This window comes from Desertivirga arenae (assembly GCF_017355785.1).
Lineage (GTDB): Bacteria > Bacteroidota > Bacteroidia > Sphingobacteriales > Sphingobacteriaceae > Desertivirga > Desertivirga arenae.
Genome location: NZ_JAFEWE010000009.1, coordinates 203452 through 228822 on the forward strand (window position 1 = coordinate 203452; position 25371 = coordinate 228822).

Genomic DNA, 25371 nt, shown 5'->3' on the forward strand with positions numbered 1-25371 from the left:
AGCAAAAGCCTATCTTTGTGCCAGTATGCCCCAAACAGTTACGCCATATAAAGACGATAAAGCTACAAAGAAAGAGCAGGTAGCTACGATGTTCAATAACATCTCCAAAACCTACGATTTCCTTAATCATTTTCTCTCACTGGGTATTGATATCATTTGGAGAAAAAAGGCAATAGGAGAGTTAAAGAAGGATCAGCCCCAAAATATACTCGACGTAGCCACTGGCACGGGAGACTTTGCTTTTGAGGCTTTGCAGATCTTGAAGCCGCATAAGATCACCGGTGTGGATATTTCGCAGGGGATGCTTGATATTGCCCAGCAGAAGATCTTGAAAAGGGGATTGCAGCACAAGTTTGAAGTGAGATTAGGTGATTCGGAAAAATTATTGTTTGATGATAGCACGTTCGATGCGGTAACAGTAGCATACGGTGTAAGGAATTTCGAAAATTTAGAAAAAGGTTTATCAGATATGCTTAGGGTGTTGAAACCCGGAGGTAAAGCTGTGATACTGGAGTTTTCAAAGCCACGAAATTTCCCCATTAAGCAACTCTACAGTTTTTATTTTCATTATGTTACTCCAGCTGTTGGTAAGATCTTTTCTAAAGACAATAGCGCTTATAAATATCTGCCAGAATCTGTTGAAGCATTTCCTGATGGAAAGAGATTTACTGATTTAATGGAAAAAGTTGGTTACAGAGAAACTAAAAACCGTCCTCTGGCGTTTGGAATTTGTTCCATTTATACCGGTATTAAATGACGAAATCCCGCAGCTTCCTCCTCTTATTCTTGTTTTTTTCTGTAATTTCCAAAGCACAAAATAATGGAGGAGGGGTTGATGATGAACCATTACATTTCGGATTTACCTTTCAGTACATAAATGCGGAATATAAGATCTATAAGAAACCCGATTGGTATACGCTTTACACTTCTCCGGACAACCAGCAGCCAATACCCGTCGGCACGGATGAACGGTTAATGAGTATCACTTCTCCGAAAACTCCGGGCTTTGGGTTAGGTTTCGTTTCAGATTTGAAAGTTGGTAGTCACGCTAATCTTCGTTTTACTCCTCTATTGGTCTTCACTGACCGAATGCTGAACTACCAATACCGCAATCCTGAGAATTTTCAGCAGAAAAAGATTCAGTCAACTCTTGTCGATTTTCCCTTAGGCATAAAATTAAAGTCGGATAAGCGAGGAAACTTCAGAGCTTATATTCTGGGTGGGGCAAAGTATTCCATGGATATTATTTCAAAGAAGAAAATTGACGATACAGAATTGTCGGATATCAATAAACTAGTTAAAAATAAAACCAGCTTCTTGTCTTGGGAGACGGGTATAGGTTTCGACTTATATTTTGAGTATTTCAAAATGTCACCAGAAATAAAGTTTTCGCAATCAATGGGAAACGTATTGAAGAATGACGAGAAACCTAACGCGTATACAAAGCCACTCGACAAGCTCTTTTTGCGTAGTTTTCAGTTTAGCTTGTATTTCGAATAAGTAAAACTTTCTAATTTTAATGAACCTTTGCTGGGTTTATAGTAATTTCGGCCTTTCAATTTCTTAAGGATGGCACAAATTGCGTTAGTTACAGGAGCAACTTCAGGCATTGGAGAAGCATGTGCAAGGATCTTCGCAGAGCAAAAGTTTAATCTGATCATTACAGGAAGACGTACCCAGCGCTTGGAGAAACTTTCGGATGAATTGAAAACAGCTTATGGAGTTGAGGTTAAAGCTTTAACGCTAGACGTTAGAGATTGCTCTCAGGTTCAAGATCAATTGAATTCCCTTAACGAATCCTGGAAGAAGGTTGATGTGTTAGTGAATAATGCTGGCTTAAGTCAGGGTTTGGAACCAATTCAGAACGGAAGTTTTCAGGACTGGGATACCATGATAGATACGAACATAAAAGGCCTTTTATATGTAACAAAGGTGGTTTCAGCCTGGATGATTGACCAAATGAGTGGCCATATCGTCAACCTTGGTTCGATAGCAGGTAAAGAGACTTATGCAAATGGTAATGTATATTGTGCAACAAAACATGCCGTTGATTCTTTAAATAAAGCAATGCGAATCGACTTACTTCCATACAATATACGCGTAACCGGGATCCACCCGGGCGCGGTAGAAACAGAATTCTCGGAAGTTCGGTTTAAAGGAGATAAAGAACGGGCGAAAAAAGTTTATCAGGGCTTTGACCCTTTAACAGCCCGGGATATTGCTGAAACTATCTGGTTTGCTGTATCGAGGCCAGCTCACGTTAATATCAGTGATTTATTAATTATGCCTACAGCCCAGGCTACGGCAGGAAATATTAAAAAAATGACAGAATGAGTGAAGGATAGAATGAGTGAATATTTGCGCTTTGTATTCCTTCTTTCATTCTATCTTCAATCCTTCACCCATTAATTATAAAAGAATATGTTAGAACAAACAATAAATCAGGAAATAAAATCAGCTATGCTAGCTAAAAACGAAGCCAGATTACGTGGTCTTCGTGCTATCAAAGCAGCTTTATTACTGGCAAAAACTGAAAAAGGAGTATCTGCTGCTATCACGGAAGATGACGAAATAAAGGTTTTGCAAAAACTTGCAAAGCAACGTAAAGAATCTGCAGATATTTATAAAACTAACGACAGGCAAGATCTTTACCAGGTAGAAATCGAGGAGTTGGAAGTTATCGAAGAGTTTCTTCCAAAACAACTAGGAAGAGAAGAACTTGTAGCTTTCATAAAAGATATCATAGCAAAAACAGGAGCTTCTTCAGTGAAGGACATGGGAAAGGTGATGGGAACAGCAAATAAAGAACTGGCTGGAAAAGCAGACGGAAAGACTATATCTGAAGTCGTTAAAGAACTGCTTTCTTAATAATTGTAATGCACATGCTGCAATCAAGCATGAAAAGATTACTTTTATTTGAAAATAAATCGATACATTAAGACAAACGTTTGTTGAGAAACGATGAGTTTTGCTATTAAAGAAGAAAACGGATTTAAGTACATAGAAGAAGGTGAAGGGGAAGTCCTTTTACTTCTTCACGGATTATTTGGCGCGCTAAGTAACTGGGAGGATGTTACGAATCAATTTAGTTCACAATACAGAGTAGTTATTCCACTCCTTCCTATTTACGAATTACCCCTCCTTACTACTGGTGTAACTACCCTTGCCAAGCACGTACATAAATTCGTAAAGTTTAAAAAACTTCAAAATATCAATGTGTTAGGTAATTCTCTGGGGGGGCATGTTGGATTGATCTTTACTTTAAGTCATCCGGAATTTGTAAAGACATTGGTGTTAACCGGTAGTTCCGGATTATACGAAAACTCCTTTGGTGGTTCATTCCCGAGAAGAGAAAGTTACGACTTTATTAAAGAGAAGGTAGCTTATACATTTTATGATCCCCAATTTGCAACAAAGGAATTAGTTGACGAAGTTTTTGGGGTTGTGAATGATCGTAATCGGGTGATAAGGATCTTAGCGATGGCTAAATCGGCTATCAGGCATAATATGGCAAAGGATTTGCACAAGATCACCATACCAACATGTCTCATATGGGGCAGAGATGATAAGGTAACTCCACCAGAAGTTGCAGAGGAATTTCATCAGTTGCTTCCGAATTCTGAATTGAATTGGATCGATAAATGCGGGCACGCACCTATGATGGAACAACCTGAGGAGTTTATCGTTTATCTTAAAAGGTTTTTAGACAGAGTACTTTTAAAGTAATGGAATGATTGCACGCGAACTCATATCAGACGTTATACCACCAGTGAAAACTTCTGACAGTATTCAGAAAGTAATAGAACGTATGGCCGAGTTCCGTGTTAACCACATGCCTATAGTCGAAAATGATCTCTTTATTGGCTTGATTTCAGATAACGATCTGATCGAAGCTCATGATTATTCGGAATCTATCGCCAGTATAAACCTTTCCCTGAATAATACTTCGGTACTTCAGGACCAGCATATTTACGAAGTGATAAGGCTTTTCGATGAGAAGCGCCTTACCCTTGTACCGGTGATAGACGATAACAGAGCCTATCTCGGTGTTATATCTATCAACTCCATGGTCGAATATTTCGCCTCTATCACTTCTGTTAAAGAACCTGGAGGTATTATAGTTTTGGAGATTAATAACCGAAATAATTCTCTGGCTCATATAGCCCAGATCGTAGAGTCTAATAATGCTCGCATATTAAGTTCATATCTTACCTCATTTGCTGATTCTACCCGTGTTGAAGTGACTCTTAAAATTAACAGAACAGATATTTCGTCTATCGTTGCATCATTTATCAGGTACGACTATTCAGTAATAGCCACTCATAATGATATAAAGGCAGACGACAGTATTTCGGGCCGATACGATCAGCTAATGAATTATCTTAACCTGTAGCGTCGCCAATTTTTAAATCACCATCAATAGTAAATATTAAAGAATGAAGATTGCAATCTACGGCAGAGAGTTCAGTAATACCACGCTCCCTTACGTTCAGCAGGTATTTGATTGTCTGATGAGATTTGCAATCGAACCTGTAGTGTATCACAAATTTGCCGAATTTATTGCAGGTAAAGTTTTCTTTCCTAAAAACCTCGAAACCTTCGAGAGCTATTTCGACATTAAGGGTAAGGCTGATTTTCTGATCAGTTTAGGTGGAGACGGAACAATGCTTGATACAGTTACCTTGATACGCGATTCAGGTATTCCAGTTATTGGGATAAATCTTGGTCGCCTGGGCTTTCTTGCAAGCATTAGTAAGTCCAATATAAATTCGGCTATAGAGTGTCTGATAAAGGGAGATTATAGTTTAGACACCCGCGAACTTTTAAGCCTTCATGCAGAAACAGATGTATTTGGCGATGAGAATTTCGCTTTAAATGATATAACTATTCATCGGAGAGATAATTCTGCGATGATGATTATTCATACTTATCTGAATGGTGAGTTTCTAAATTCTTACTGGGCCGATGGCCTTATTGTTGCAACACCCACTGGTTCAACAGCTTATTCTCTTAGCTGTGGGGGGCCTATTATATTTCCTCAATCAGGCAATTTTGTTATAACACCGGTATCACCGCATAATCTTAATGTCCGTCCGGTTATTCTATCCGACTCCAATATTCTGTCTTTTGAATTGGAGGGTCGGAGTTCAAAGTATCTTCTATCATGTGATTCCAGAACTGAAGTCATAGATAGTACTCTTAAGTTCAGTGTAAAGCGGGCTACCTTCAAAATTAATCTGATCCAGCTGAATAATGAAAGTTACTTATCTACGTTAAGGAACAAATTGCTTTGGGGTATAGATACCCGGAATTATTAGAACCAGTTTATTCAGGCATCAAACAATTTGATGGTTAATCAAATTTAAAGAAGTATTGTTAACAAATCCCAAATTAGCTAGAGTGTTTAGAGCTTATCTTTCAGTATTCCTGTTTTTTGCTTCGTCATTCTTATCCTTGCATTCATTTGCTCAAAGCTGGGATCTGGGAGGATTTGTAGGGGGTGCAGCTTATATGGGAGATCTTAATCCGGTAAATCCTCTTAAAGTTAATAATTTGTCCTTTGGAGGCCAGGTGAAAAGGTGCTTTAATCCTTATTGGGCACTTAAGTTAGCTGTAACAAGTGGGAAGATAGAGGCCTATGATGCTGATTCAAATGATCCCTTTGCCAGGCAAAGAAATCTTAGTTTTTATTCCAGCCTAACCGAGGTTAGTTTGCAGACGGAGTTTAATTTCTTTAATTATGTTCCATCCGTAAGCAAGAAGTTATATACCCCATTTCTTTTTGCAGGACTTGGTCTGGTTGGCTTTAATCCAAAGACAAAGTTGAATGGTGATACCTATGAGTTGCGAAATTATGGAACGGAGGGACAAAATCCTTCAGTGCCCTATCGTAATTATGCTGTCACACTGCCTTTTGGAGCGGGAGTAAAGTTTAATGTAAAAGGTAATTGGAGCCTGATTGCTGAAGCAGGATATAGAACAGCATTTTCAGATTACCTGGATGATGTTAGCAAAACATACCCTGATCCTGCTAAATCATCTGAAATCACAATGGAATTAGCCGACCGTTCTGAGAATAAAATCGGATTTCCTTACTCTCAGCGGGGCGATGGCCGCAGTCGCGATTCATATATGTTTGTAGGCTTATCCCTTACCTATTCCATTTTTAAAAATGGATGCCCTGTTGTGGCATACTAGATCTCTTCAAGCTAAATAATTTTCTTGACCGAAAACTCACTAAGTTTCTTACCTTTACGCCCCAAATAAACGAACAAAACTTTTACAAAAAAAGGGTTTTCTGCTTAAAAACAAGATGGGTTTACTGGAACAATTAGATAAAAACAAGTTACCAAAACATATTGCAATCGTTATGGACGGTAACGGAAGATGGGCCAAGGGAAAAGGTAAATTACGTGTCTTTGGCCATCATGAAGGTGTTGTTGCCGTAAGGGATGTGGTTGAAGGTGCTGTTGAAGCAGGTGTACCTTATATAACCCTGTATACCTTTTCTACCGAAAATTGGAACCGTCCAAAACTTGAGGTAATGGCTTTAATGGAGCTGCTCGTAGCTACAATAAACAAAGAGACGAAAACACTAATGAAGAATGGCGTTCGTTTAAATGCTATAGGTAATTTAAACTTGTTGCCTGAAAGATGTCGTCGGGAACTAATGGAAGCTATCGAGAAAACTTCTGCAAATACTAGTTGTACACTAACTCTTGCTTTAAGCTATAGTTCCAGGGCTGAAATAGTTGAAGCTACCAGGAAAATTGCCGAGCAAGTTAGATTAGGGGTACTTGATCCTTCTGATATCAACGAAGAAATATTTTCAAATTCCTTGTCAACCGCAAATATTCCTGATCCTGAACTAATGATTCGTACAAGTGGTGAATATCGTATAAGCAATTACTTATTGTGGCAAATAGCTTATGCAGAACTATATTTTACACAAAAACTCTGGCCTGATTTCCGACGAGAAGACTTGTTTGAAGCAATTTTAGATTATCAAAAAAGAGAGCGCCGCTTCGGTATGACCAGTGAGCAAGTGAACTAAATTTTTCTTTTAACACCATTTAACATCTGTAAAAGTTATTTTAGCGACGTTGAAAATCCAAATGAATAAATACTTAATTACTTTATATCTTATCGTATTTAGCGCTGTAGCATTCGGTCAGATTGGAAGGCCCAACCAACAGGGACCGCGAAGACCCACTACAGGCAATGATGAAATAAGCTACCTCAACCCAAAGGAATATGTGATTGGGGGCATTGACGTGACGGGTACGCAGAATCTGGACAAAGACATCCTCATCCAGATCTCAAAATTAACTCCTGGCGACAGAATTGAAGTTCCTGGTGATGCTACGGCAAACGCAGTGAAAAATCTGTGGGCTCAGGGGCTCTTCGACGATGTTAAACTTAACGTTTCGCGAGTTAATGGTGACTCTATCTTTTTTGACATCTCCGTTGTTGAACGTCCCCGTTTAACTAGGATCGATCTCGTCGGCTTGAAGAAAGGTCAGGCAGATGATATTCGCGAGAAGTTGAATGACAAAAAGGGTAAGATCGTTAATGAGGCATTATTAAGTAACAGTACAGCCATTATTAAGAAGTACTTTAATGAGAAAGGGTACCTGTATGCAGAAGTAAGTTTTAATCAAAAGAAAGACCCAGCAGACGCGAATAACGTAATTCTGGAGATAAAGGTTGATAAGAAGTCGAAAACCAAGATTAGCGACATCAAATTTGCAGGAAACGATGAATTCTCTTCTCGTGAACTGAAGAAGTTCATGAAAAAGACCAAGGAGAAATCTCCAATAAATATTCTCCGTTCCAGTAAGTTCCTTCAGGACAAATATGAGGAAGACAAGCGAAACCTGATTGCAAAAATGCAAGCCAAAGGTTATCGTGATGCAGAACTTTTAAGTGATACTGTTATTAAAAATAACAACGGAACAGTTAATCTAGCCCTGAAAGTTTATGAGGGACCGAAGTATTATTTCGGGGATATTAAATTTGCAGGGAATGCTGTTTACACTACAGAGTACCTGATGAATATGCTGGGTATTAAAAAAGGTGACGTGTTCAGCGAAGAGAAACTTGAAAAGAAACTTCGTGGAAGCCAAAGCGGTGACGATGTATCTTCGGTTTACCTCAACAATGGTTATCTTACTTTTAACGTTGATCCGGTTCAGACTAAAGTTCGTAAGGATACTATCGATCTTGAACTAAGAATTTTTGAAGGGCCTCAGTATACTATCAATAAAGTTTCCCTAAAAGGAAATGATATTACACATGATAAGGTAGTTATCCGTGAGATCCGTACTAAGCCAGGGCAGAAATTTTCTAAAGAAGCTGTAGTTCGTACTACACGGGAGATTGCGCAACTTGGGAACTTCGACGAACAGAAGACTGATGTTCGTCCTATTCCAAATCCTTCGGATGGTACAGTAGACATCGAGTATACAGTTGCCGAAAAACCTTCGGATCAAATAGAACTTTCTGGTGGTTTTGGTGGTGGTCGTATCATCGGTACCTTAGGTTTGACTTTCAATAACTTTTCCGCGCGAAACTTATTCAACCTGAAAGAATGGAAACCGCTACCGAAAGGAGACGGTCAGAAATTAAGCATACGGGGTCAAACGAATGGAAAGTACTATCAATCATATAGTTTCTCATTCTCAGAACCTTGGTTAGGCGGGAAAAAACCAGTTTACTTTGGAATAAGTGCTTTTACATCACTTAGTACTTACGGAACTAGTATCTACTCAAACAAAACCAGTCCTACTGATCCAAGGATACGTCTTAATGGTGTTACCTTCAGCTTAGGGCAACGTTTGAAATGGCCTGACGATTATTTCCAGTTGAATACCGCTGCAAACTTTGAACAGTACAAATTGAGAAATTATTCAGGTTTCCTTTTCAGTACAGGTACTTCCTATAATTTTAACATCAGTCAGCAGATCAGCAGGAACTCGGTGGATGCACCAGTATATCCTACATCAGGTTCACATATCCGTTTGACCGTTCAAGCAACACCTCCGTATTCTTTGTTTAATAATATCAATTATCAGGCAGCCGAAGCCAAGGATAGATACAAGTTTACAGAGTACCATAAATGGAAGTTCGAGTCTCAATGGTATCAGCGAATGGCTGGAAAGTTAGTGCTTAAAGCTCAGGCGCAGTTCGGTTTCCTTGGGATGTATAACAAGGCAGTTGGTCCTTCAGCATTTGAAAGGTTCAGACTCGGTGGTGATGGAATGCAGGGTTATAGCTTCCTTCAGGGTTCAGAAATCATAGGTTTACGCGGTTATCAAAATAATGCAGTAATACCTGAAGGTTCAAATCCTTCGATTGCTCAAAATTCAGGTAGTCCGATCTTCAACAAATATATTCTTGAACTGCGTTATCCACTAACCTTAAGTCAGCAAGCTCAGGTATTCGGATTGATCTTCGCAGAGGGTGGTAATACTTGGGATCGTTTTAAGGACTTTACACCATTTAACGTTCGTCGTTCTGTAGGTGTGGGTGCCAGAATCTTCCTTCCGATCTTCGGTCTTCTGGGTATAGATTATGGTTATGGCTTTGATAAGATCCCTGGTTTACCTGATGCAAATAAAGGTCAGTTCCACTTTAGTATCGCTCAGCAGCTAAATGGCGGGTTCTAAAAGAAAATATATTAGAGTGCGATTAAACTATCCGCTTGTAATTCAATCATAAAGGAAATAAACCTAGTATTGAGGGAGAATTCGATGAAAAAGATTTTATTAATTTGTTGCTTTACATTAATTTCAGGACTTTCAGCTTTCGCTCAAAGATTTGCATATGTCGATAGCGAGTATATTCTGAAACATATACCCGAATATTTATCGGCTCAGAAGCAACTGGATGCTTTATCACAGCAATGGCAGAAGGAAGTAGACGGAAGATTTGCAGACGTTGAAAAGATGTACAAGGCTTATCAGGCCGATCAGGTACTATTGACGGACGAGATGCGTAAACGCCGCGAAAATGAGATTGTAGAAAGGGAAAAAGAAGCAAAGGAATTTCAAAGACAGAAATTCGGTTTTGAAGGAGAACTATATCAACAGCGCGTAAAATTAGTAAAACCAATACAAGAAAGGGTCGCAAAGGCCGTAGAAGCTGTAGCTGAAAATGCAGGACTTGATATGGTCTTTGATAAAAACAGTAACGTGATAATGCTTTATGCAAGTTTACGTTTAGATAAGAGTAATGATGTTATCACACGGCTGGGTTATAAGCCAGGTACATTAGCGAAGTAAGAGTTTAGAACAACATAATTTATTTTTTTAAAGACAGAATGAAAAAAGTATTTAAAGTAGCCGTAGTTGCAGTTGGATTATTTTTAGCGGGCACTTCAGTTAATGCACAGCAAAAATTAGGACATATTGATTCTGGTACCCTTTTGCAATCAATGCCAGAAATGAAAGCAGCAGATGCTACAATGAAGGCATTTTCCGAGCAAAAGGAGAATGTGATCAAGCAAATGGATGCTGAGCGTCAGAAAAAGATCACTGTTTATCAGGATAAAGCTCGTAACTTGAGTGAGGCAAATAAAGAGGCTTTAGGTAAGGAGCTGGAAGTTCTTGTAAAGGAAATTCAGGATATGGAAAAACGTATAACTGAAGGTCAGCAAAAAGCACAACAGGAGTTGCAAGCTAAACAGGGCGAATTATATCAGCCGATCTACAAGAAAGCCGAGGACGCAGTTAGAGCTGTTTCAAAGGAAAAAGGTTTTGCATATGTATTTGATGTATCTCAGCCTGGAGTAGTATTCTTTGATGGTGGTGAAGATATTCTTAAATTAGTTCAGGCTAAACTAGGTATTTCTCCCTCTGCAACTGCAGCGGCTCCAAAAAAGTAACTTAAAATAAATCGTATAAATAGAAAAAGCGGAGACAGCATCTCCGCTTTTTCTATTTATATCCTCACCATTCTATCATCTCATTCTCAATAATCAATAAATTTCAGAGTTTTTGCTGCTGATTCCGTAAGTTTGGCTCAAATTTCAGAATTGAACTTTTTCGTTACATATATCCTCGTAGCAATACTGCTTTTCTCTTTTACTGCGTTATTTGCCCTTTTTGCGGTATATGCAGAAAGGAAAGTTTCCGCCTTTATTCAGGATCGACTGGGACCGATGGAAACAGGAAAGTTTGGAAGCTTGCAAACGCTGGCAGATATTCTGAAGATGCTCCAAAAAGAATTTATTATTCCCCGTGCGGCTGACAAGGTTCTTTTTGTTGTTGCTCCTGTAATAATTTTTATCTCTGTTTACATGGGATTTGCCAGTTTGCCCTGGGCACCAGATCTTATACCTTCTAAAATAAATCTTGGTGTTTTCTATGTTTTTGCGATTGTCTCTGTTGAGTCAGTTGGAATCTTAATGGCCGGCTGGGGCTCAAATAATAAGTATTCTTTACTTGGTGCCCTCCGTTCTGTAGCCCAGGTAGTATCCTACGAAATTCCGGCAGGTATAGCCATTATATCAGCTGTAATGATTTCACAAAGCCTCGATCTACAAGAGGTATCGCGATTACAGGGAATTCTTACGGATCAAACAACTAAGTTCTTCGGTTTCTGGGACGTTACAAAAGTAGGAGGCATCTTCGCCTGGAACATCTTTCAGGCTCCCCATTTGATAATAGCCTATGTTATTTACTTTATAGCTTCATTAGCTGAATGTAACCGTGCCCCGTTTGATATCCCGGAGGCTGAATCTGAACTTGTATCTGGTTTCCATACCGAATATACCGGTATTCGATTTGCCTTCGTCTTCTTGGGAGAATATTCGATGATGTTCCTGGTTGGAATGTTCGGTGTACTTCTATTTCTTGGTGGATGGAATACTCCACTTCCTAATATCGGTTCTGTCACTTTAGCTGATTGGACTACAGGTACAGCCTGGGGTATAATCTGGATAGTTGCAAAAGTATTGTTGGTAGTATTCGTTCAAATGTGGATACGCTGGACGCTTCCGAGGTTGCGTGTAGACCAGTTGATGGACCTTTGTTGGAAAGTATTAACACCACTGGCATTTTTATGTATGCTAATCTCCGGGGTCTGGAGATTGTTAGTGATGTAGATAAAGAGATAAGGAATTGAGAATTGATTATTAAGAACACTATATCGTCTTTTGTCACTGCTTGGAAAGGCTTAGCGCTTACCTTGAAGCATTTTTTGGCTGCGGGGAAGAAGAGGCAGACCTTGGATGTTAAGAAGGATAATTACTTTGCTGAGCAAGAGGGCATTGTAACTGTACAATATCCTAAGGAGAAAATACCCATCCCTGAAGTAGGCCGGTACCAGTTGCACGTTGAAATTGACGATTGTATCGTTTGTGATCTCTGCGCCAAAATTTGTCCCGTCGACTGCATAGAGATCGAAAGTATAAAAGGAACAGGACCCTTGGGGCAGACCTCCGACGGAACAGTTAAACGTTTGCATGCAGCGAAGTTCGACATTGACATGGCCAAATGCTTGTATTGTGGTTTATGTACTGTAGTTTGTCCTACTGAATGTATTACGATGACTAATCAGTACGATCGTACGGTAACCAACGTGGCTGAGCTAACTTATAAGTTTTCTGACATGACCCCAGAGGAGGCAGAGGAAAAGAGGCAGGAGTTGGCAAAACAGCAGGCAGAGAAGCAGGCTGCCAAAGAAGCTGCAATGAAAGCAAAAAAAGGAGAATAAGAAGAGATGAATTTAGAACAGGTCGTTTTCTACGTGTTTGCTGCTGTGGTATTGTCTTCGGCATTACTGGTAGTAGTCTCACGCAATCTTGTACGATCTATTTTCCTGTTTTTTATAACCTTATTTTCAATGGCAGGGGTTTTCGTTTTTGCCCTGGCTGATTTTGTTGCATTAACTCAATTAGTAATTTACGTAGGAGGAGTATTGGTGCTAATGATATTTGCCTTCCTTCTTTCTAATAAGCATATCTTAGATAATCCGGAATCACTGAAAACTAAGTTGTTTGGATTTCATAATTTGCCCGCCATCCTGGTGGCATTTTTATTCTTTGGTATTTTACTTTGGTGTATCTCTTTGGCTCAGATAGATCAACTTGCCTGGATACAAGGCTCGGCTGGAAATACATTGGAGGTAACTGATAACACTATTCATAATATTGGTATTACTTTAATGACAAAGTATCTGCTTCCATTCGAAGTGGTATCTATATTTCTGTTAATGGCGCTTGTTGGAGCAGCTCACCTGGCAAGAAAGGAGCGAAAACCATGATCCCTCTTTCTCATTACATGCTAATTAGTGCAGCCTTATTTAGTATAGGCATTTATGCCGTTCTTTCAAAGCGCAACGCTATAATGATCTTGATAGGGATTGAATTTATGCTTAATGCGGCAATCCTTAATTTTGTAGCTTTTAGTAAGCACGATAAGTTTGCGGCCAGCGGACAAGTGTTTGCTCTATTTGCAATCGTACTGGCAGCAGCTGCTGTTGCAGTTTCACTGGCTATTATTTTAAATGTATACAAGTACTATAAAACAATAGACCCAACTAAAATAGATAAATTAAGAGATTAATTTGGACACATTTACGAAGGAAACCATAAGTCTTCTGGCTCTGATAGCCACTCTGTTACCGCTGTTTTCATTTGCGGGTATACTGTTGGTACCTGGCAGCAGGGATCGGGGTTCTTTCTTTTCTATCCTTAATATTGCAACAAGCCTGCTCATATCTGTTGTTATCTTCCTGAACGTTTGGAATAAACAGCCCATTCATCAACAATTTGATTGGTTTATTATTGGCGACTGGCGTTTTAAAATTGGCATCCTTATAAATAACCTCTCAGCATTAATGCTTTTGCTGATCTCGTTCATCGCTACGCTGGTCCATGTCTATTCGACCAAGTATATGGAGGGAGATCCCTATATATTCCGTTATTGGGCTTACTTAGGCTTGTTTTGTTTTTCTATGTTTGGGTTGGTTATTACCGACAATCTTTTGCTGCTTTACATGTTCTGGGAGCTTGTAGGATTCTCTTCCTACCTTCTTATAGGTTTTTGGTTTACAAGGGAAACAGCAGTGCAGGCAAATAAAAAGGCATTCCTTATGAACCGGCTTGGTGATTTAGGTTTTCTCACGGGTATCATGATTGTGTTTTCCCAATTCCAAACCCTTGATGTTAATCTTTTATTCAGTGAGGGGGGCTTTTTCAAAAGATCCCTTGTACAGGGCGACTTGTGGTATTTTAGCTCTAACCATATGCCGGCTGTCTGGCTAACCATCGCAGGGCTCGCTTTTTTCTTTGGTGCAACCGCCAAATCCGCCCAGTTTCCATTGCATACCTGGTTGCCCGATGCGATGGAAGGCCCTACATCTGTATCCTCTCTGATCCATGCTGCAACGATGGTTGCAGCGGGTGTTTTTCTTATTGCGAGGATCTACCCGATCTTTAATCCAACAGTTCTTATAGTAATAGCATCAATAGGTGCATTCACTGCTTTTATGGCCGCTACCATAGCTCTGACCCAGAATGACATCAAGCGGATCCTGGCCTACTCAACAATTTCACAGCTTGGCTTCATGATGTTAGCAATGGGGGTAGGGGCAGTGGCGCCTGCAATTTTCCATCTTGTAACTCACGCGTTTTTCAAATGTCTGCTTTTTCTGGCAGCAGGGGCTGTTATACATGAACTGCATCACCTGAAGGATAAGAAAGGATTGGATTTCGATCATCAGGATATCCGTAATATGGGTGGGTTAAGGAAGTTTATGCCCATAACATTTATTACAATGTTACTGGCCTCTTTAGCTTTAATAGGACTACCCTTTACCTCTGGCTATTTATCAAAAGACGCTATTCTCATTCAGTCTTTTGAGTGGGCCGAATCTCAGGGTTCAATAGCCAGGATAATTCCTTATACCGCATTATTTGCATCCTGGATGACTGCCTTTTATGTAGCCAGACTTATTTTCAAAGTGTTCTTTGGAGAATTACGTCTTAATGTACTATTCGGTCAAGCGTTTTCGTTGCATGAAGCCCCTGTGGCAATGAAGTCGGTACTGGTTGTGCTTGCTATATTTTGCCTTTTTCCCCTATTCTCTTTAAATCCATTCCATGCCAGCCATGCCTGGATAATAGAAGGCCTTCCTTATTTTTCAACTACTCCAACTGTTGAATCCTATCATATATTAATTCCAGCAGTTGTTTCAATTGCAGCTATTATACTAATTCTGATAGGGTACAAATGGTACGGTAAAAATGAAAAAGCCCCTGATTATACCAAGGCAGCAGTATTTCGATTTTCTCAGGAGCAATGGTATCTCAATCGCCTATACAAAGTTATGTTTGTTGACAGTGTACTTGGACTAGCACGCACAGCTTTCAGCTTTGATAGAACCATTGTTGACGGTATTGTTAACTTCTCCGGTAAGATTATTATAGTCCTGTCTGCCGTTTCTGAATGGCTTGACAGGAAGGTAGTAGACGGTTTGGTCAATGGTGTAGCCTCTGTCGCTAGGACAATAGGGAATTTCGTAAGACATTTTCAAACAGGACGACTTCAGCATTATCTCCTGTTTATGATTTTAATATTACTCACTTTTTTTGTTTTAAAATATTTTAGCCAGGCCATATGAGTTTGCTTTCTCTGTTGATTTTTCTTCCGATAGTGGCAGGTATACTTATTCTGTTGCTACCCTCTGCATGGCAGCAGCGTTATAAATATGTTGCACTCGGAGCTGTTTTGCTACAGATGTTAATAAGCGCTTATATCTATATCAATTTCGATAATACGTTATCTGGAATTGCTGATCAGAGCACATTTCAACTGGTAGAAAGGATTCCCTGGATCCGCTTGAACCTGGGTGCTCTGGGAAATCTTGAAATAGATTATTTTCTCGGGATTGACGGATTGTCCATGCCTTTTCTTGTACTAACCTCCCTGGTGATGCTCGTTGCTTTACTCGCGAGCTGGGACATACAGAAGAACTTGAAGGGCTATTTTGCTTTATTCCTTCTGCTTGATTGCGCGGTAATGGGTGTCTTTTCTGCACTCGATTTCTTTCTGTTCTATATTTTCTACGAGTTAATGCTCCTGCCTCTGTACTTTCTTATCGGAATGTGGGGAGGTGTGCGAAGGGAGTATGCGGCTATCAAATTCTTCCTTTATACCTTGCTCGGTTCTGTGTTCATGTTGCTAGTGATTATTGGATTGTATTTTTCAGTTACTGATCCTGAAACAGGCGGTCACACATTTAATATGCTTCACATGATGAATCCAGCTAATTATGCTCAGGATTCTATTTTTTCAGTAATTGCAGGCCAAGAGATATTTGGTGTTTCAGCAAGGCTTCTGGCATTTATCGTATTATTTGTAGCTTTTGCCATCAAAGTTCCTATTGTGCCTCTGCATACCTGGCTTCCTGATGCCCACGTAGAAGCACCGACCCCTGTCTCCATAATCCTTGCTGGTGTATTACTTAAAATAGGAGGGTATGGAATATTAAGGGTGTGTTTAAGTATTTTTCCTGATGCTGCTATTCAGTCAGCATGGTGGCTCGGGTTGATTGGAGTAGCGTCCATCCTTTACGGAGCCTTAAATGCTCTTGCCCAGAGAGACCTTAAACGCCTTATAGCTTACTCTTCTATTTCTCATATGGGCTTTGTTCTACTAGGTATTGCTTCTGCAACATCAGAGGGAATAAGTGGGGCGATGATGCAAATGATCAGTCACGGTTTTCTATCCTCAATGCTATTCTTCCTTGTAGGGGTTATATATGAAAGGGTACATAACCGTGAAATACCAAATTTCCGGGGTTTGGCTCTAATTATGCCCAGGTACACAGTATTTGTAATGATCGCTTTTTTTGCCTCTTTAGGATTACCTGGTTTTTCTGCTTTTATTGCAGAGGCCTTTAGCCTGATAGGTGCTTTTAACTCTCAAAGTATAAACGGACTGCTACCGAGATGGATGGCCGTGGCGGGCTCCGTAGGAATTCTTTTAGGAGCGTCCTATCTGCTATGGACTCTTCAAAGAATGTTCTTTGGGGAAACCCGGCTATGGGGAGGTGATGAATGGAAAGCTAAGCTTACTGATGTAAATGGCAGGGAAGTTTTTGCCTTAACATCTCTTGCTCTCATGTCTCTTGCTCTGGGTATTTTACCCTCACTCGCTTTTGATAAAATGAATGCTTCTGTATTGGAGCTTATTCAGTTAATGAACATACGATAAATGAACGAATACCTGCCATACCTTTCCGAATTACTATCTGAAGCGTTATCAGGTATCTCTTTTATATTGCCTGAGATCGCTCTTGTGCTTACATTCCTGTTGGTAATAGTTGTAGATCTTTTTATTCCTGGAAAGAACTCTGTGAATACCTCCGCGATAGCTCTAACAGGTATTATTATTTCAGCTTACCTAAACTATCAGCAGTCTTTATCTATCGAAAAGGGTCTATCCCTTTTTTCCGGAAGCATTGTGCTGGATAGAGTAGCAATAGGATTTAAGCTTATTTTTGCTTTTGTTACTGTACTATTCGTTGTATTCATAAAGGGTAATACAGCGCTTAAGAGACATAATAAGGGACTGGGCGATCTATACATGCTTCTTCCTGCTGTGCTTTTAGGCCTTAATTTAATGGCAATGGCCAGTAATCTTTTAATGGTTTACATTTCCATCGAGATGGTTTCTATTGCATCTTACCTCATGGTAGGATATGTATCGGGAGAAGGCAAGCAGACTGAAGCTTCCATGAAATATGCTTTGTTTGGTTCCGCATGTTCAGCTATTATGCTTTATGGGATGTCCCTCCTTTATGGTTTTACAGGAACAATCAGTTTGTCTGATGGAAATATAATAGCTCAGTTGAGTCATATTGCTGAACCCGCTATAGCTTTAGCTATATTACTCACTTTGGTTGGCATCGGCTTTAAGCTCTCTTTCGTTCCTTTGCATTTCTGGAGTCCAGACGTTTATCAAGGCGCTCCAACACCGGTAACAGCCTTTCTTTCTACTGCACCGAAAATTGCAGGTTTTGCTATCCTTATAAGATTTCTGATTCCCTTTTACGGATATGGTGCAGCAACGGGAATTCAGGTTTTTGACTTCGAGACTACCATTACCGTCATTGCCATTGCCACTATGATCCTTGGTAACTTCGCTGCTATCTGGCAAAATAATATAAAACGTATGCTTGCTTATTCTTCTATAGCACATACTGGTTTTGCTTTGATGGCCATCGTTGCTATTTATCAAAATGGAATACGATCGCTTCTCTTTTATTTTACAGTGTATGCCATCATGAATATGGCAGCTTTCATGATTGCAGATCAGGTAGAGCAACGGACTGGGGAAGATGATGTAAGGAAGTATAAAGGGCTTGGGAAATTCATGAAGGTAGAGATACTTTGTTTTGTAGTGATATTGGTTTCATTAACAGGTCTGCCTCCCACCGGAGGATTTATAGCAAAGCTTTTCATTTTCACTTCGGCTTTTGAAAAATATCAGGCATCTGGGTCCGTCTGGGTCCTTTCATTATTAGTTACAGGTGCCATTACAACCGTAGTTTCTCTTTTCTATTACTTCAAAATTCCGTTAAACGCTTATTTGAGAGAACCAGATAGAGAATACCCGGTATCATCCGGTCTGAATTTCATCTCATACGTTATTCTGGCACTTACAATTCTGATTATTGTACTGGGATTATTCCCCTCAATACTTGCATAAGGATGATTTTTTCCTTTCATTGTTATAACACTTTATTCGTTTTAAACTGTAATTTTGCATACTCATAAGTAGTCATGAGTGAATCGATAAAACATGAGTGCGGCATCGCCCTCATCCGTCTCTTAAAACCCCTTTCTTATTATCAGGAAAAATACGGAACGTCGCTTTATGGTTTGAATAAACTGTATTTGCTGATGGAAAAACAGCACAACCGTGGTCAGGACGGTGCTGGTATTGCTACCATCAAATTCGATGTTGCACCAGGTAACAGATATATCAGCAGGCATCGTGCGATGGGTTCTTCAGCCGTATCCGAGATCTTCGAGTACGTTCAGAAAAAGTTTGCAGATATTCCTGCCGATCTGCTACAAGACGCTGAATGGTTAAAAGAGAATATCAGCTTTACCGGTGAAGTGTTAATGGGACACTTACGGTATGGAACTCATGGAAAGAACAGTATTGAAAACTGTCATCCTTTTCTCCGCCAGAATAACTGGATGAGCCGTAACCTCGTAATTGCAGGGAATTTCAACATGACAAATGTGGACGAGCTTCTTGAGCAGTTATACGAGCTTGGTCAGCATCCGAAAGAGAAAGCTGATACCGTAACCGTGCTCGAAAAGATCGGTCACTTTCTTGATGATGAAAATCAAAAGCTTTTTGATGAGTTTAAGAAGCAAGGTTATAGTAACATGGAGATAAGTCACCTTATTGCTGATAACCTTGATGTTGCAAAGATCTTACGTCGTTCTGCTAAAACCTGGGATGGCGGATATACCATCGAAGGAATTTTTGGTCATGGTGATGCTTTCGTAATGCGTGACCCTGCAGGTATTCGTCCTGCTTACTATTATATAGACGATGAAGTGGTTGTGGTAACTTCAGAACGTCCGGCTATTCAGACTGCCTTCAACGTTCCTTTTGATTCTGTGAAGGAAATCAAACCGGGACATGCTTTAATCATTAAGAAAAGTGGAGCAATCACTGAAGAACAGTTCAGAGAGCCGCTGGTTCAAAAGTCATGTTCATTCGAAAGGATATACTTTTCCCGCGGAAGCGATGCTGCGATCTATCGTGAGCGGAAGCAACTAGGGCGTCTACTTTGTCCTCAGATTCTGAAGTCAGTTAATAACGATTTGAAAAATACCGTCTTTTCTTTCATTCCAAATACTGCCGAAGTAGCATTTTATGGAATGGTTGAAGGGCTGCACAAGTATATTAAGCAACTTCAGAAAGATACGCTGCTTAAGAGAGCAGACAAAATCTCAGACGAAGAATTGGAAGAGATGCTGAATCTTGCTCCAAGGGTTGAAAAGATTGCTATTAAGGACGCTAAATTACGTACTTTTATTACTCAGGATGCCGATCGCCAGGACATGGTTTCGCATGTTTATGATACAACCTATGGGCTTGTAAAGGCCGGCACTGATAATCTCGTTGTCATTGATGATTCAATCGTTCGGGGTACTACCTTAAAACAAAGTATCCTTAAGATCCTTGACAGACTTGGTCCTAAGAAGGTAATTATTGTCTCTTCAGCTCCCCAAATTCGTTATCCGGATTGTTATGGTATAGATATGTCCAGAATGGGTGAGTTCGTTGCTTTTGAAGCAGCTATTAAGCTTCTTAAAGAAACTGGCAGAGAGCACATCATCTGGGAGACCTATGAGAAGTGTAAAGCTTCGCTCGACATGGATAGAAACGATGTTGAGAACTATATCAAAGCCATCTATGCTCCATTTACCGATGAAGAAATATCGGCTAAGATCACACAGATCATATCTCCTAAAGGAATAAAAGCAGAAGTACAGGTGATTTATCAGACTCTTGATAATCTTCATACCGCTTGTCCCTCACACCTTGGAGACTGGTATTTCTCAGGTGATTATCCGACACCAGGAGGAAACCGGGTAGTGAACCGTGCTTTTATGAACTGGGTAGAGGGTAAAAATCAGAGAGCCTACGTGTAGGGAATATCAGAATGAATGAATGATAGAAGGAGGGAATGATTCTTTCCTTCTACATCACAAGGCTCCAGATCAATTTCAGTGCAAATATTAAGATAAGGCAACCAGCAACCTTGTTAAGCATAATGATCGTCTTTTCCTTAATTCTATATCGAAACTTATTGGCATAGTATGCTTTCAACGTATCCATGCTGAATTGTGTGAGGAGGATACAACCAAAGAAAGGGATGATCTCGTTGGAATCCAGCTTCCCCTTAACCGAGATCAGGCTGCTCGTAACACTTACCCAATACAATAAAAGGGAAGGATTGAATATACACATCAAAAAACCCTTAAAGAAGTAACCAGTATTACGTTTGGTAGAAGTTGTATTATGGTAATTGATCTTTACTTTTTTAAACAAATAGTAACAACCAATTCCGATAAGAACAACACTTCCCGTTACCCCTATTGCCACGCGGTATTGATTTTCAAACTTGATAAATGACGACCCGTAAATAGCGAGCGCAACATATATAAAGTCGCTTAAAACTACCCCTGCTGCAAGCCACATGCCCGCGTGAAAACCCTTTTCTATGCTCGTTTTTAACAGTGCAAAGAAAACCGGTCCCGTTGCAAAAGACAGCACTATTCCAAGTCCAATACCAGATAAAATCGATTCAAGCATATATAACTGGCCCGTTGCAAATCTGCGAATATCTGATTTTTAACGTAATTATCAATACTCAGATAAAGATAGACTAAAATGAACGCGTCACATAGCCCGAAAAGCCTATCCTATTCAACCTGCAGCCTTTCCTTTTGTTGTTGGTTTTTACTTCATTATAATTATATTGCTTGTTAAATATAAAACAGACTAATTATATGCAGAATAGAGAGGCACAAACAGGCACTGGTTCAAATCCTATCATCATCATAGGTGCTTTATTTTTTATCTTTGGATTTGTGACCTGGTTGAACGGAACCTTAATTCCGTACCTTAAAATAGCCTGTGAGCTAAAATCTGATACAGAGTCTTATCTGGTTGCCACTGCTTTTTTTATAGCATATACAGTTATGGCCCTGCCTTCGTCTTACGTCCTGAGTAAAACCGGATACAAGAAGGGCATGGCACTAGGACTGGTAATTATGGCTGTGGGTGCAATTCTTTTTGTTCCGGCAGCAAATGCCAGAAGCTTTGATATGTTTTTAGTTGGTTTGTTTATCATCGGAACGGGTCTGGCATTGCTACAAACAGCTTCTAATCCCTATGCCGCAATACTGGGACCACCAGAAAGCGCGGCAAGGCGTATCAGCATCATGGGGATCTGTAATAAAGTTGCAGGTATCATTGCTGGTTTGGTTTTCGGATATATTGCTCTTAGTGATTCAGACGGAATAGAAAAACGGCTTGCAGAAATGAATGATGTGGCACGGGCAACCGCGCTGGATGAGTTAGCTTCGAGAGTTATTGTACCCTACATGATCATGACTGCAGTCTTGTTATTTCTGGCATTCGCAATTCTGAGATCATCGTTGCCAGATATAAAAGACGAAGATGATGCAAAGGCTTCGGCAGAGGTTCGGCAGAAGAACAGTATTTTCAACTTCCCTCATTTATGGCTGGGTGTACTTGCGTTGTTTCTTTACGTTGGCGTAGAGGTTATGGCGGGTGACACAATTATTAGTTATGGTAAAGCAATTGGAATTCCATTGTCGATTTCTCGTTTTTTTACCCAGGGAACACTAGCTTTTATGCTGCTTGGTTATGTAATAGGCATTGCAACAATGCCGAAATATTTATCTCAGCAAAAAGCACTTCAGTTATGCTCTATAAGCGGGGTGATCTTTAGCATTGCAACCATTTATACTACTGGTTACGTTTCTGTCTTTTTCCTCGCTTTGCTTGGATTATCTAATTCTTTAATGTGGCCCGCAATTTTTCCACTGGCTATAAATGGTCTTGGACGTTTTACGAAAACAGGTTCAGCTCTTTTAATAATGGCTATTGCCGGGGGGGCTATCTTACCTCTTTTTTATGGAAAGTTCTCAGAATACTTAACTACTCATTTCGGTTCGGCAGTCGCGGTTTCGAAAGCCTATTGGATAATGGTGCCTTGTTATTTATATATCTTGTATTACGCCATCTCAGGGCATAAGGTAGGCTTAAATAGAAATTAATACTTTTGGAGAAAAGATCACAGAGTGAAGAATAAGCCCTCCTTTAGTTCCATATTTATGAACTTAGCTTCTGACCTCGCTTTACGCTCGCATTGCGTAAAGGCACAGGTAGGAGCAGTACTTACAAAAGATACCCGCATTATCTCTATTGGATATAATGGCCCCCCTGCTGGAACCCATAATTGTGACGAGGAGTGGCCGGATACCGGATGCCCGCGTGACGCTCGTGGTAGCTGTTCTCTTGCTTTACATGCCGAAGAAAATGCCATCCTCTATGCCAGCAAGAACGGCGCAGATCTGGAAGGCTGCACACTCTATGTTACCCTTTCACCATGCTTGCCTTGTGCACGACTCATATTTTCATCTGGCATCAGAAAGGTTATCTATAAAAACTCTTATGCAGAATATAAAGGGCTTCCTTCTGACGAAGGAGTTGATTTCTTAAATAAGTTTGGAGTGGAGACTCTAAAGTCCGATACAGCAAGTCCCTAAATCTTAACCAACTCCTTGCTAAGTCTGTACAATTTATCTCTGGCCATCAGATCGTATGCCTGAGCGCGTGCTTCTGCAATATCCTTTTTGTTGAAGTAGGCTCCTGTTATATTCTCCGTTTGCGGTGAAGTGGCAACATGCAAAACTACTTCTGTTCCTTGTTCTACAGTTGTTTCTGCTGAACCAAAAGCTTCAAGTACCATCTTTGTATTCATTAGCTTTTCAGGATGTAATGCGTTAACCCTTATTTTAGTGTCCTTCATTTGGCCAGCTAAAGTGAAAGTAAACATTATTTGGGCAAATTTACTTTGAGCGTAAGCTTTCCTGGAGTTATAATTGTGCTCGAGCATAACGTTATTGAAGTCAATCTCGTGTTGTGCTTCCGATGATACGTTTATGATCTTAGTGACCTCTTTTTGTTGCAAGACAGGCAATAGGAGATGAGTCAGAAGAAAGGGAGCCAGATAGTTAACTGCAAAGTTTAACTCAAATCCGTCCCGGCTCAAATGTCTCACATCGTCTTTCTGATATATGCCTGCATTATTGATCAGCATGTCTATATTTTGATACTCTTTTAGGACAGCTGCTCCTAAATCCCGTACACTTTGAAGAGATGAAAAGTCTGAATTATAGTACTTTATATTTTTGTTTCCAGATAAAGAAATAATTTCCTCTAAGATTTTTTGGCCTTTTAAAGGGTCTCTTCCATGCAGTATTATCCTTGAACCTAGTTCTGCAAGCTTTAAAGCCACATTTTTGCCGAGACCATCAGTGGAACCGGTAATAAGAACTGTCTGATCTGCAATCGCTTTCATGAAAAAATATTTTATTGGAATAACTTTTGTTTACATAGACTTGTTTTAATAAGAATTTAACTAAACAATAGACTATGAGAAGTTTTGTGCCAGCGTCGTTAGAAGAGAGTTTAATGAAGTTTTCAGCGTCATCCGATTTGACTCGCCCTATGCCAGAAACTAAATACACTGCCCATGGTGGTTGGTTTGGCCTTGAATGTTCTGATAGTCAGGAGTCAACTAAAAAAGTAACAAAGAAAAGATTTGTAAAAGGAGCCCGGGCATAACCGGCTATAACCATACTGTTTAAAAAAAATACAGAGAAGTTGAAAGGATATCATCCTTTCAACTTCTTGTTTTTTATAGCAGTTAATTCAACTGCCTGATCCTAGTTCTTCCAATAAAATAGTTCCAACAGCGTCGATAGTTTGGGCAACAATTTCATCTGGCGTCCCTTCAAACTGTAAATGTGTCTTCCAGGCTTTATCCTTAACATAGCCATGAACAAACATGGTTCCTACAGGCTTTTCAGGACCTTCTGAACCACCTTCTGATGCCAGTCCCGTAACTGCGACAATAACATCGGCAGGGATAAGCTTTTTAACTCCCTCTGCTAAAAGCTGAGTTACTTCCGGGGATTCTGCACTATACTGATCAATTACCTCAGCAGGTATATTAAGAAGGCTTTCTTTCACACTTCTATCATAACAGACAATGCTTCCTTTTACCACCTGACCGCATTCAGGAACAGAGGTAAAGTCATATATAAGGCGCCCTGTAGTAGCGCTTTCAGCAAATGCTATCGTTAGATCCTGGGCAAGCAGTGCATGACATACTGCAATAACTGATTTTGAAGGCATATATTAAAATCTATTTTCTACAAGAGAACGGTTTGAAAGGGCTAAGGTTTGAGTAAAAGGCGCTTAACTTGCTTTTCCTTTCAATTCCCAATGGTCTTTAATGATCTTTCCTTGCTCATCCTTGGCTAACCGGCGTGTATACCGTTCTCCCTTTACTTGTCCCTTATTATCAAGCTTCCCAATAAAAAGTAATATTGGTAGTCCCTCTTCGTTGGTTTTAAATGCTAAATCATTCCCTTTATATACAGAATTGATCATAGCCGAAGGCTCATAAGTTTTATTCAATAATTTCAAGAGTCCGTCGTTCAATGCCATAATTCTTTAACTAATTTGAATAGTTTAGCGTTTTAATTTTTCTGATATATTTACTGTAAACAAG

General features: G+C 39.8%; 27 protein-coding genes. 23 read left to right on the forward strand and 4 right to left on the reverse strand.

The features are described 5' to 3' along the window. Positions 1-25 precede the first annotated feature (25 nt). The 20 genes from ubiE (at position 26) to J4N24_RS17935 (ending at position 20689) form a co-directional block, all read left to right on the forward strand. On the forward strand, positions 26-757 hold the full coding sequence (gene ubiE, locus J4N24_RS17840; RefSeq protein ID WP_207535072.1) for a bifunctional demethylmenaquinone methyltransferase/2-methoxy-6-polyprenyl-1,4-benzoquinol methylase UbiE: 732 nt from the start codon (positions 26-28) through the stop codon (positions 755-757). Further along, positions 754-1500: a type IX secretion/gliding motility protein PorT/SprT gene (gene porT, locus J4N24_RS17845; protein ID WP_207535073.1), complete on the forward strand. Its 747-nt coding sequence runs from the start codon at positions 754-756 to the stop codon at positions 1498-1500. Before ubiE ends, porT begins: the two co-directional genes overlap by 4 nt. Before the next feature lie 69 nt (positions 1501-1569). Further along, entirely contained in the window at positions 1570-2334 is a 765-nt protein-coding gene (locus tag J4N24_RS17850; RefSeq protein WP_207535074.1) for an SDR family oxidoreductase, read from the forward strand. An 87-nt stretch (positions 2335-2421) separates the two neighbouring features. Further along, positions 2422-2868, forward strand: a complete 447-nt coding sequence (locus J4N24_RS17855) for a GatB/YqeY domain-containing protein (RefSeq protein WP_207535075.1) — start codon at positions 2422-2424, stop codon at positions 2866-2868. A gap of 93 nt (positions 2869-2961) precedes the next feature. Next, positions 2962-3726, forward strand: a complete 765-nt coding sequence (locus J4N24_RS17860) for an alpha/beta fold hydrolase (protein WP_207535076.1) — start codon at positions 2962-2964, stop codon at positions 3724-3726. A gap of 4 nt (positions 3727-3730) precedes the next feature. Then, positions 3731-4393 (forward strand): CBS domain-containing protein, encoded by a 663-nt coding sequence (locus J4N24_RS17865; protein ID WP_207535077.1) that lies wholly within the window; start codon positions 3731-3733, stop codon positions 4391-4393. Between the two features lie 43 nt (positions 4394-4436). Continuing rightward, on the forward strand, positions 4437-5318 hold the full coding sequence (locus J4N24_RS17870) for an NAD kinase (RefSeq protein WP_207535078.1): 882 nt from the start codon (positions 4437-4439) through the stop codon (positions 5316-5318). Between the two features lie 82 nt (positions 5319-5400). Continuing rightward, positions 5401-6198, forward strand: coding sequence for a type IX secretion system protein PorG (porG, locus tag J4N24_RS17875; protein WP_207535079.1), 798 nt, complete (start codon positions 5401-5403; stop codon positions 6196-6198). Positions 6199-6313: 115 nt separating this feature from the next. Beyond that, on the forward strand, positions 6314-7054 hold the full coding sequence (uppS, locus tag J4N24_RS17880; RefSeq protein WP_207535080.1) for an undecaprenyl pyrophosphate synthase: 741 nt from the start codon (positions 6314-6316) through the stop codon (positions 7052-7054). A gap of 61 nt (positions 7055-7115) precedes the next feature. After that, positions 7116-9668 carry an outer membrane protein assembly factor BamA gene (bamA, locus tag J4N24_RS17885; protein ID WP_207535081.1) on the forward strand — a complete coding sequence of 851 codons (2553 nt, stop codon included), beginning with the start codon at positions 7116-7118 and terminating at the stop codon, positions 9666-9668. Between the two features lie 84 nt (positions 9669-9752). After that, positions 9753-10283 (forward strand): OmpH/Skp family outer membrane protein, encoded by a 531-nt coding sequence (locus tag J4N24_RS17890; RefSeq protein WP_207535082.1) that lies wholly within the window; start codon positions 9753-9755, stop codon positions 10281-10283. 38 nt (positions 10284-10321) lie between these two features. Continuing rightward, a complete protein-coding gene (locus J4N24_RS17895) occupies positions 10322-10885 on the forward strand; it encodes an OmpH/Skp family outer membrane protein (RefSeq protein ID WP_207535083.1) in 564 nt (187 codons plus the stop codon). A gap of 150 nt (positions 10886-11035) precedes the next feature. Then, positions 11036-12106 carry an NADH-quinone oxidoreductase subunit NuoH gene (nuoH, locus tag J4N24_RS17900; protein ID WP_207535084.1) on the forward strand — a complete coding sequence of 357 codons (1071 nt, stop codon included), beginning with the start codon at positions 11036-11038 and terminating at the stop codon, positions 12104-12106. 23 nt (positions 12107-12129) lie between these two features. After that, positions 12130-12717 (forward strand): 4Fe-4S binding protein, encoded by a 588-nt coding sequence (locus J4N24_RS17905; protein WP_369806240.1) that lies wholly within the window; start codon positions 12130-12132, stop codon positions 12715-12717. 6 nt (positions 12718-12723) lie between these two features. Next, on the forward strand, positions 12724-13266 hold the full coding sequence (locus J4N24_RS17910; protein ID WP_207535085.1) for an NADH-quinone oxidoreductase subunit J family protein: 543 nt from the start codon (positions 12724-12726) through the stop codon (positions 13264-13266). After that, complete coding sequence (nuoK, locus tag J4N24_RS17915) at positions 13263-13568, forward strand: NADH-quinone oxidoreductase subunit NuoK (protein WP_207535086.1); 306 nt, start codon at positions 13263-13265, stop codon at positions 13566-13568. Before J4N24_RS17910 ends, nuoK begins: the two co-directional genes overlap by 4 nt. A 1-nt stretch (position 13569) precedes the next feature. Then, positions 13570-15627, forward strand: coding sequence for an NADH-quinone oxidoreductase subunit L (gene nuoL / locus J4N24_RS17920; RefSeq protein ID WP_207535087.1), 2058 nt, complete (start codon positions 13570-13572; stop codon positions 15625-15627). Continuing rightward, positions 15624-17222 (forward strand): complex I subunit 4 family protein, encoded by a 1599-nt coding sequence (locus J4N24_RS17925; protein WP_207535088.1) that lies wholly within the window; start codon positions 15624-15626, stop codon positions 17220-17222. The genes nuoL and J4N24_RS17925 overlap by 4 nt, the downstream gene beginning before the upstream one ends. Further along, positions 17223-18719, forward strand: a complete 1497-nt coding sequence (locus J4N24_RS17930) for an NADH-quinone oxidoreductase subunit N (RefSeq protein ID WP_207535089.1) — start codon at positions 17223-17225, stop codon at positions 18717-18719. A gap of 74 nt (positions 18720-18793) precedes the next feature. Then, positions 18794-20689: an amidophosphoribosyltransferase gene (locus tag J4N24_RS17935; protein WP_207535090.1), complete on the forward strand. Its 1896-nt coding sequence runs from the start codon at positions 18794-18796 to the stop codon at positions 20687-20689. A 49-nt stretch (positions 20690-20738) separates the two neighbouring features. Here the strand turns inward: J4N24_RS17935 and J4N24_RS17940 are convergent, their stop codons facing one another. Next, positions 20739-21353 carry a LysE family translocator gene (locus J4N24_RS17940; RefSeq protein ID WP_207535091.1) on the reverse strand — a complete coding sequence of 205 codons (615 nt, stop codon included), beginning with the start codon at positions 21351-21353 and terminating at the stop codon, positions 20739-20741. 197 nt (positions 21354-21550) lie between these two features. Here J4N24_RS17940 and J4N24_RS17945 point away from each other — a divergent pair, with 197 nt between their 5' ends. Both J4N24_RS17945 and J4N24_RS17950 read left to right on the forward strand, forming a co-directional pair. Next, on the forward strand, positions 21551-22846 hold the full coding sequence (locus tag J4N24_RS17945; protein ID WP_207535092.1) for a sugar MFS transporter: 1296 nt from the start codon (positions 21551-21553) through the stop codon (positions 22844-22846). Positions 22847-22903: 57 nt separating this feature from the next. Continuing rightward, the gene (locus tag J4N24_RS17950) at positions 22904-23338 is read left to right on the forward strand and encodes a deoxycytidylate deaminase (protein WP_207535093.1); all 435 of its coding nucleotides are present in this window, start codon (positions 22904-22906) and stop codon (positions 23336-23338) included. Here the strand turns inward: J4N24_RS17950 and J4N24_RS17955 are convergent. After that, on the reverse strand, positions 23335-24153 hold the full coding sequence (locus J4N24_RS17955; protein ID WP_207535094.1) for an SDR family NAD(P)-dependent oxidoreductase: 819 nt from the start codon (positions 24151-24153) through the stop codon (positions 23335-23337). The genes J4N24_RS17950 and J4N24_RS17955 overlap by 4 nt on opposite strands. A gap of 74 nt (positions 24154-24227) precedes the next feature. Between J4N24_RS17955 and J4N24_RS17960 the strand changes: the two genes are divergently transcribed. Then, positions 24228-24419 (forward strand): hypothetical protein, encoded by a 192-nt coding sequence (locus J4N24_RS17960; RefSeq protein ID WP_207535095.1) that lies wholly within the window; start codon positions 24228-24230, stop codon positions 24417-24419. An 87-nt stretch (positions 24420-24506) separates the two neighbouring features. Here the strand turns inward: J4N24_RS17960 and J4N24_RS17965 are convergent, their stop codons facing one another. Both J4N24_RS17965 and J4N24_RS17970 read right to left on the reverse strand, forming a co-directional pair. Further along, on the reverse strand, positions 24507-24992 hold the full coding sequence (locus tag J4N24_RS17965) for a CinA family protein (RefSeq protein WP_207535096.1): 486 nt from the start codon (positions 24990-24992) through the stop codon (positions 24507-24509). A gap of 63 nt (positions 24993-25055) precedes the next feature. Next, on the reverse strand, positions 25056-25307 hold the full coding sequence (locus J4N24_RS17970) for a hypothetical protein (protein WP_207535097.1): 252 nt from the start codon (positions 25305-25307) through the stop codon (positions 25056-25058). Positions 25308-25371 lie beyond the last annotated feature (64 nt).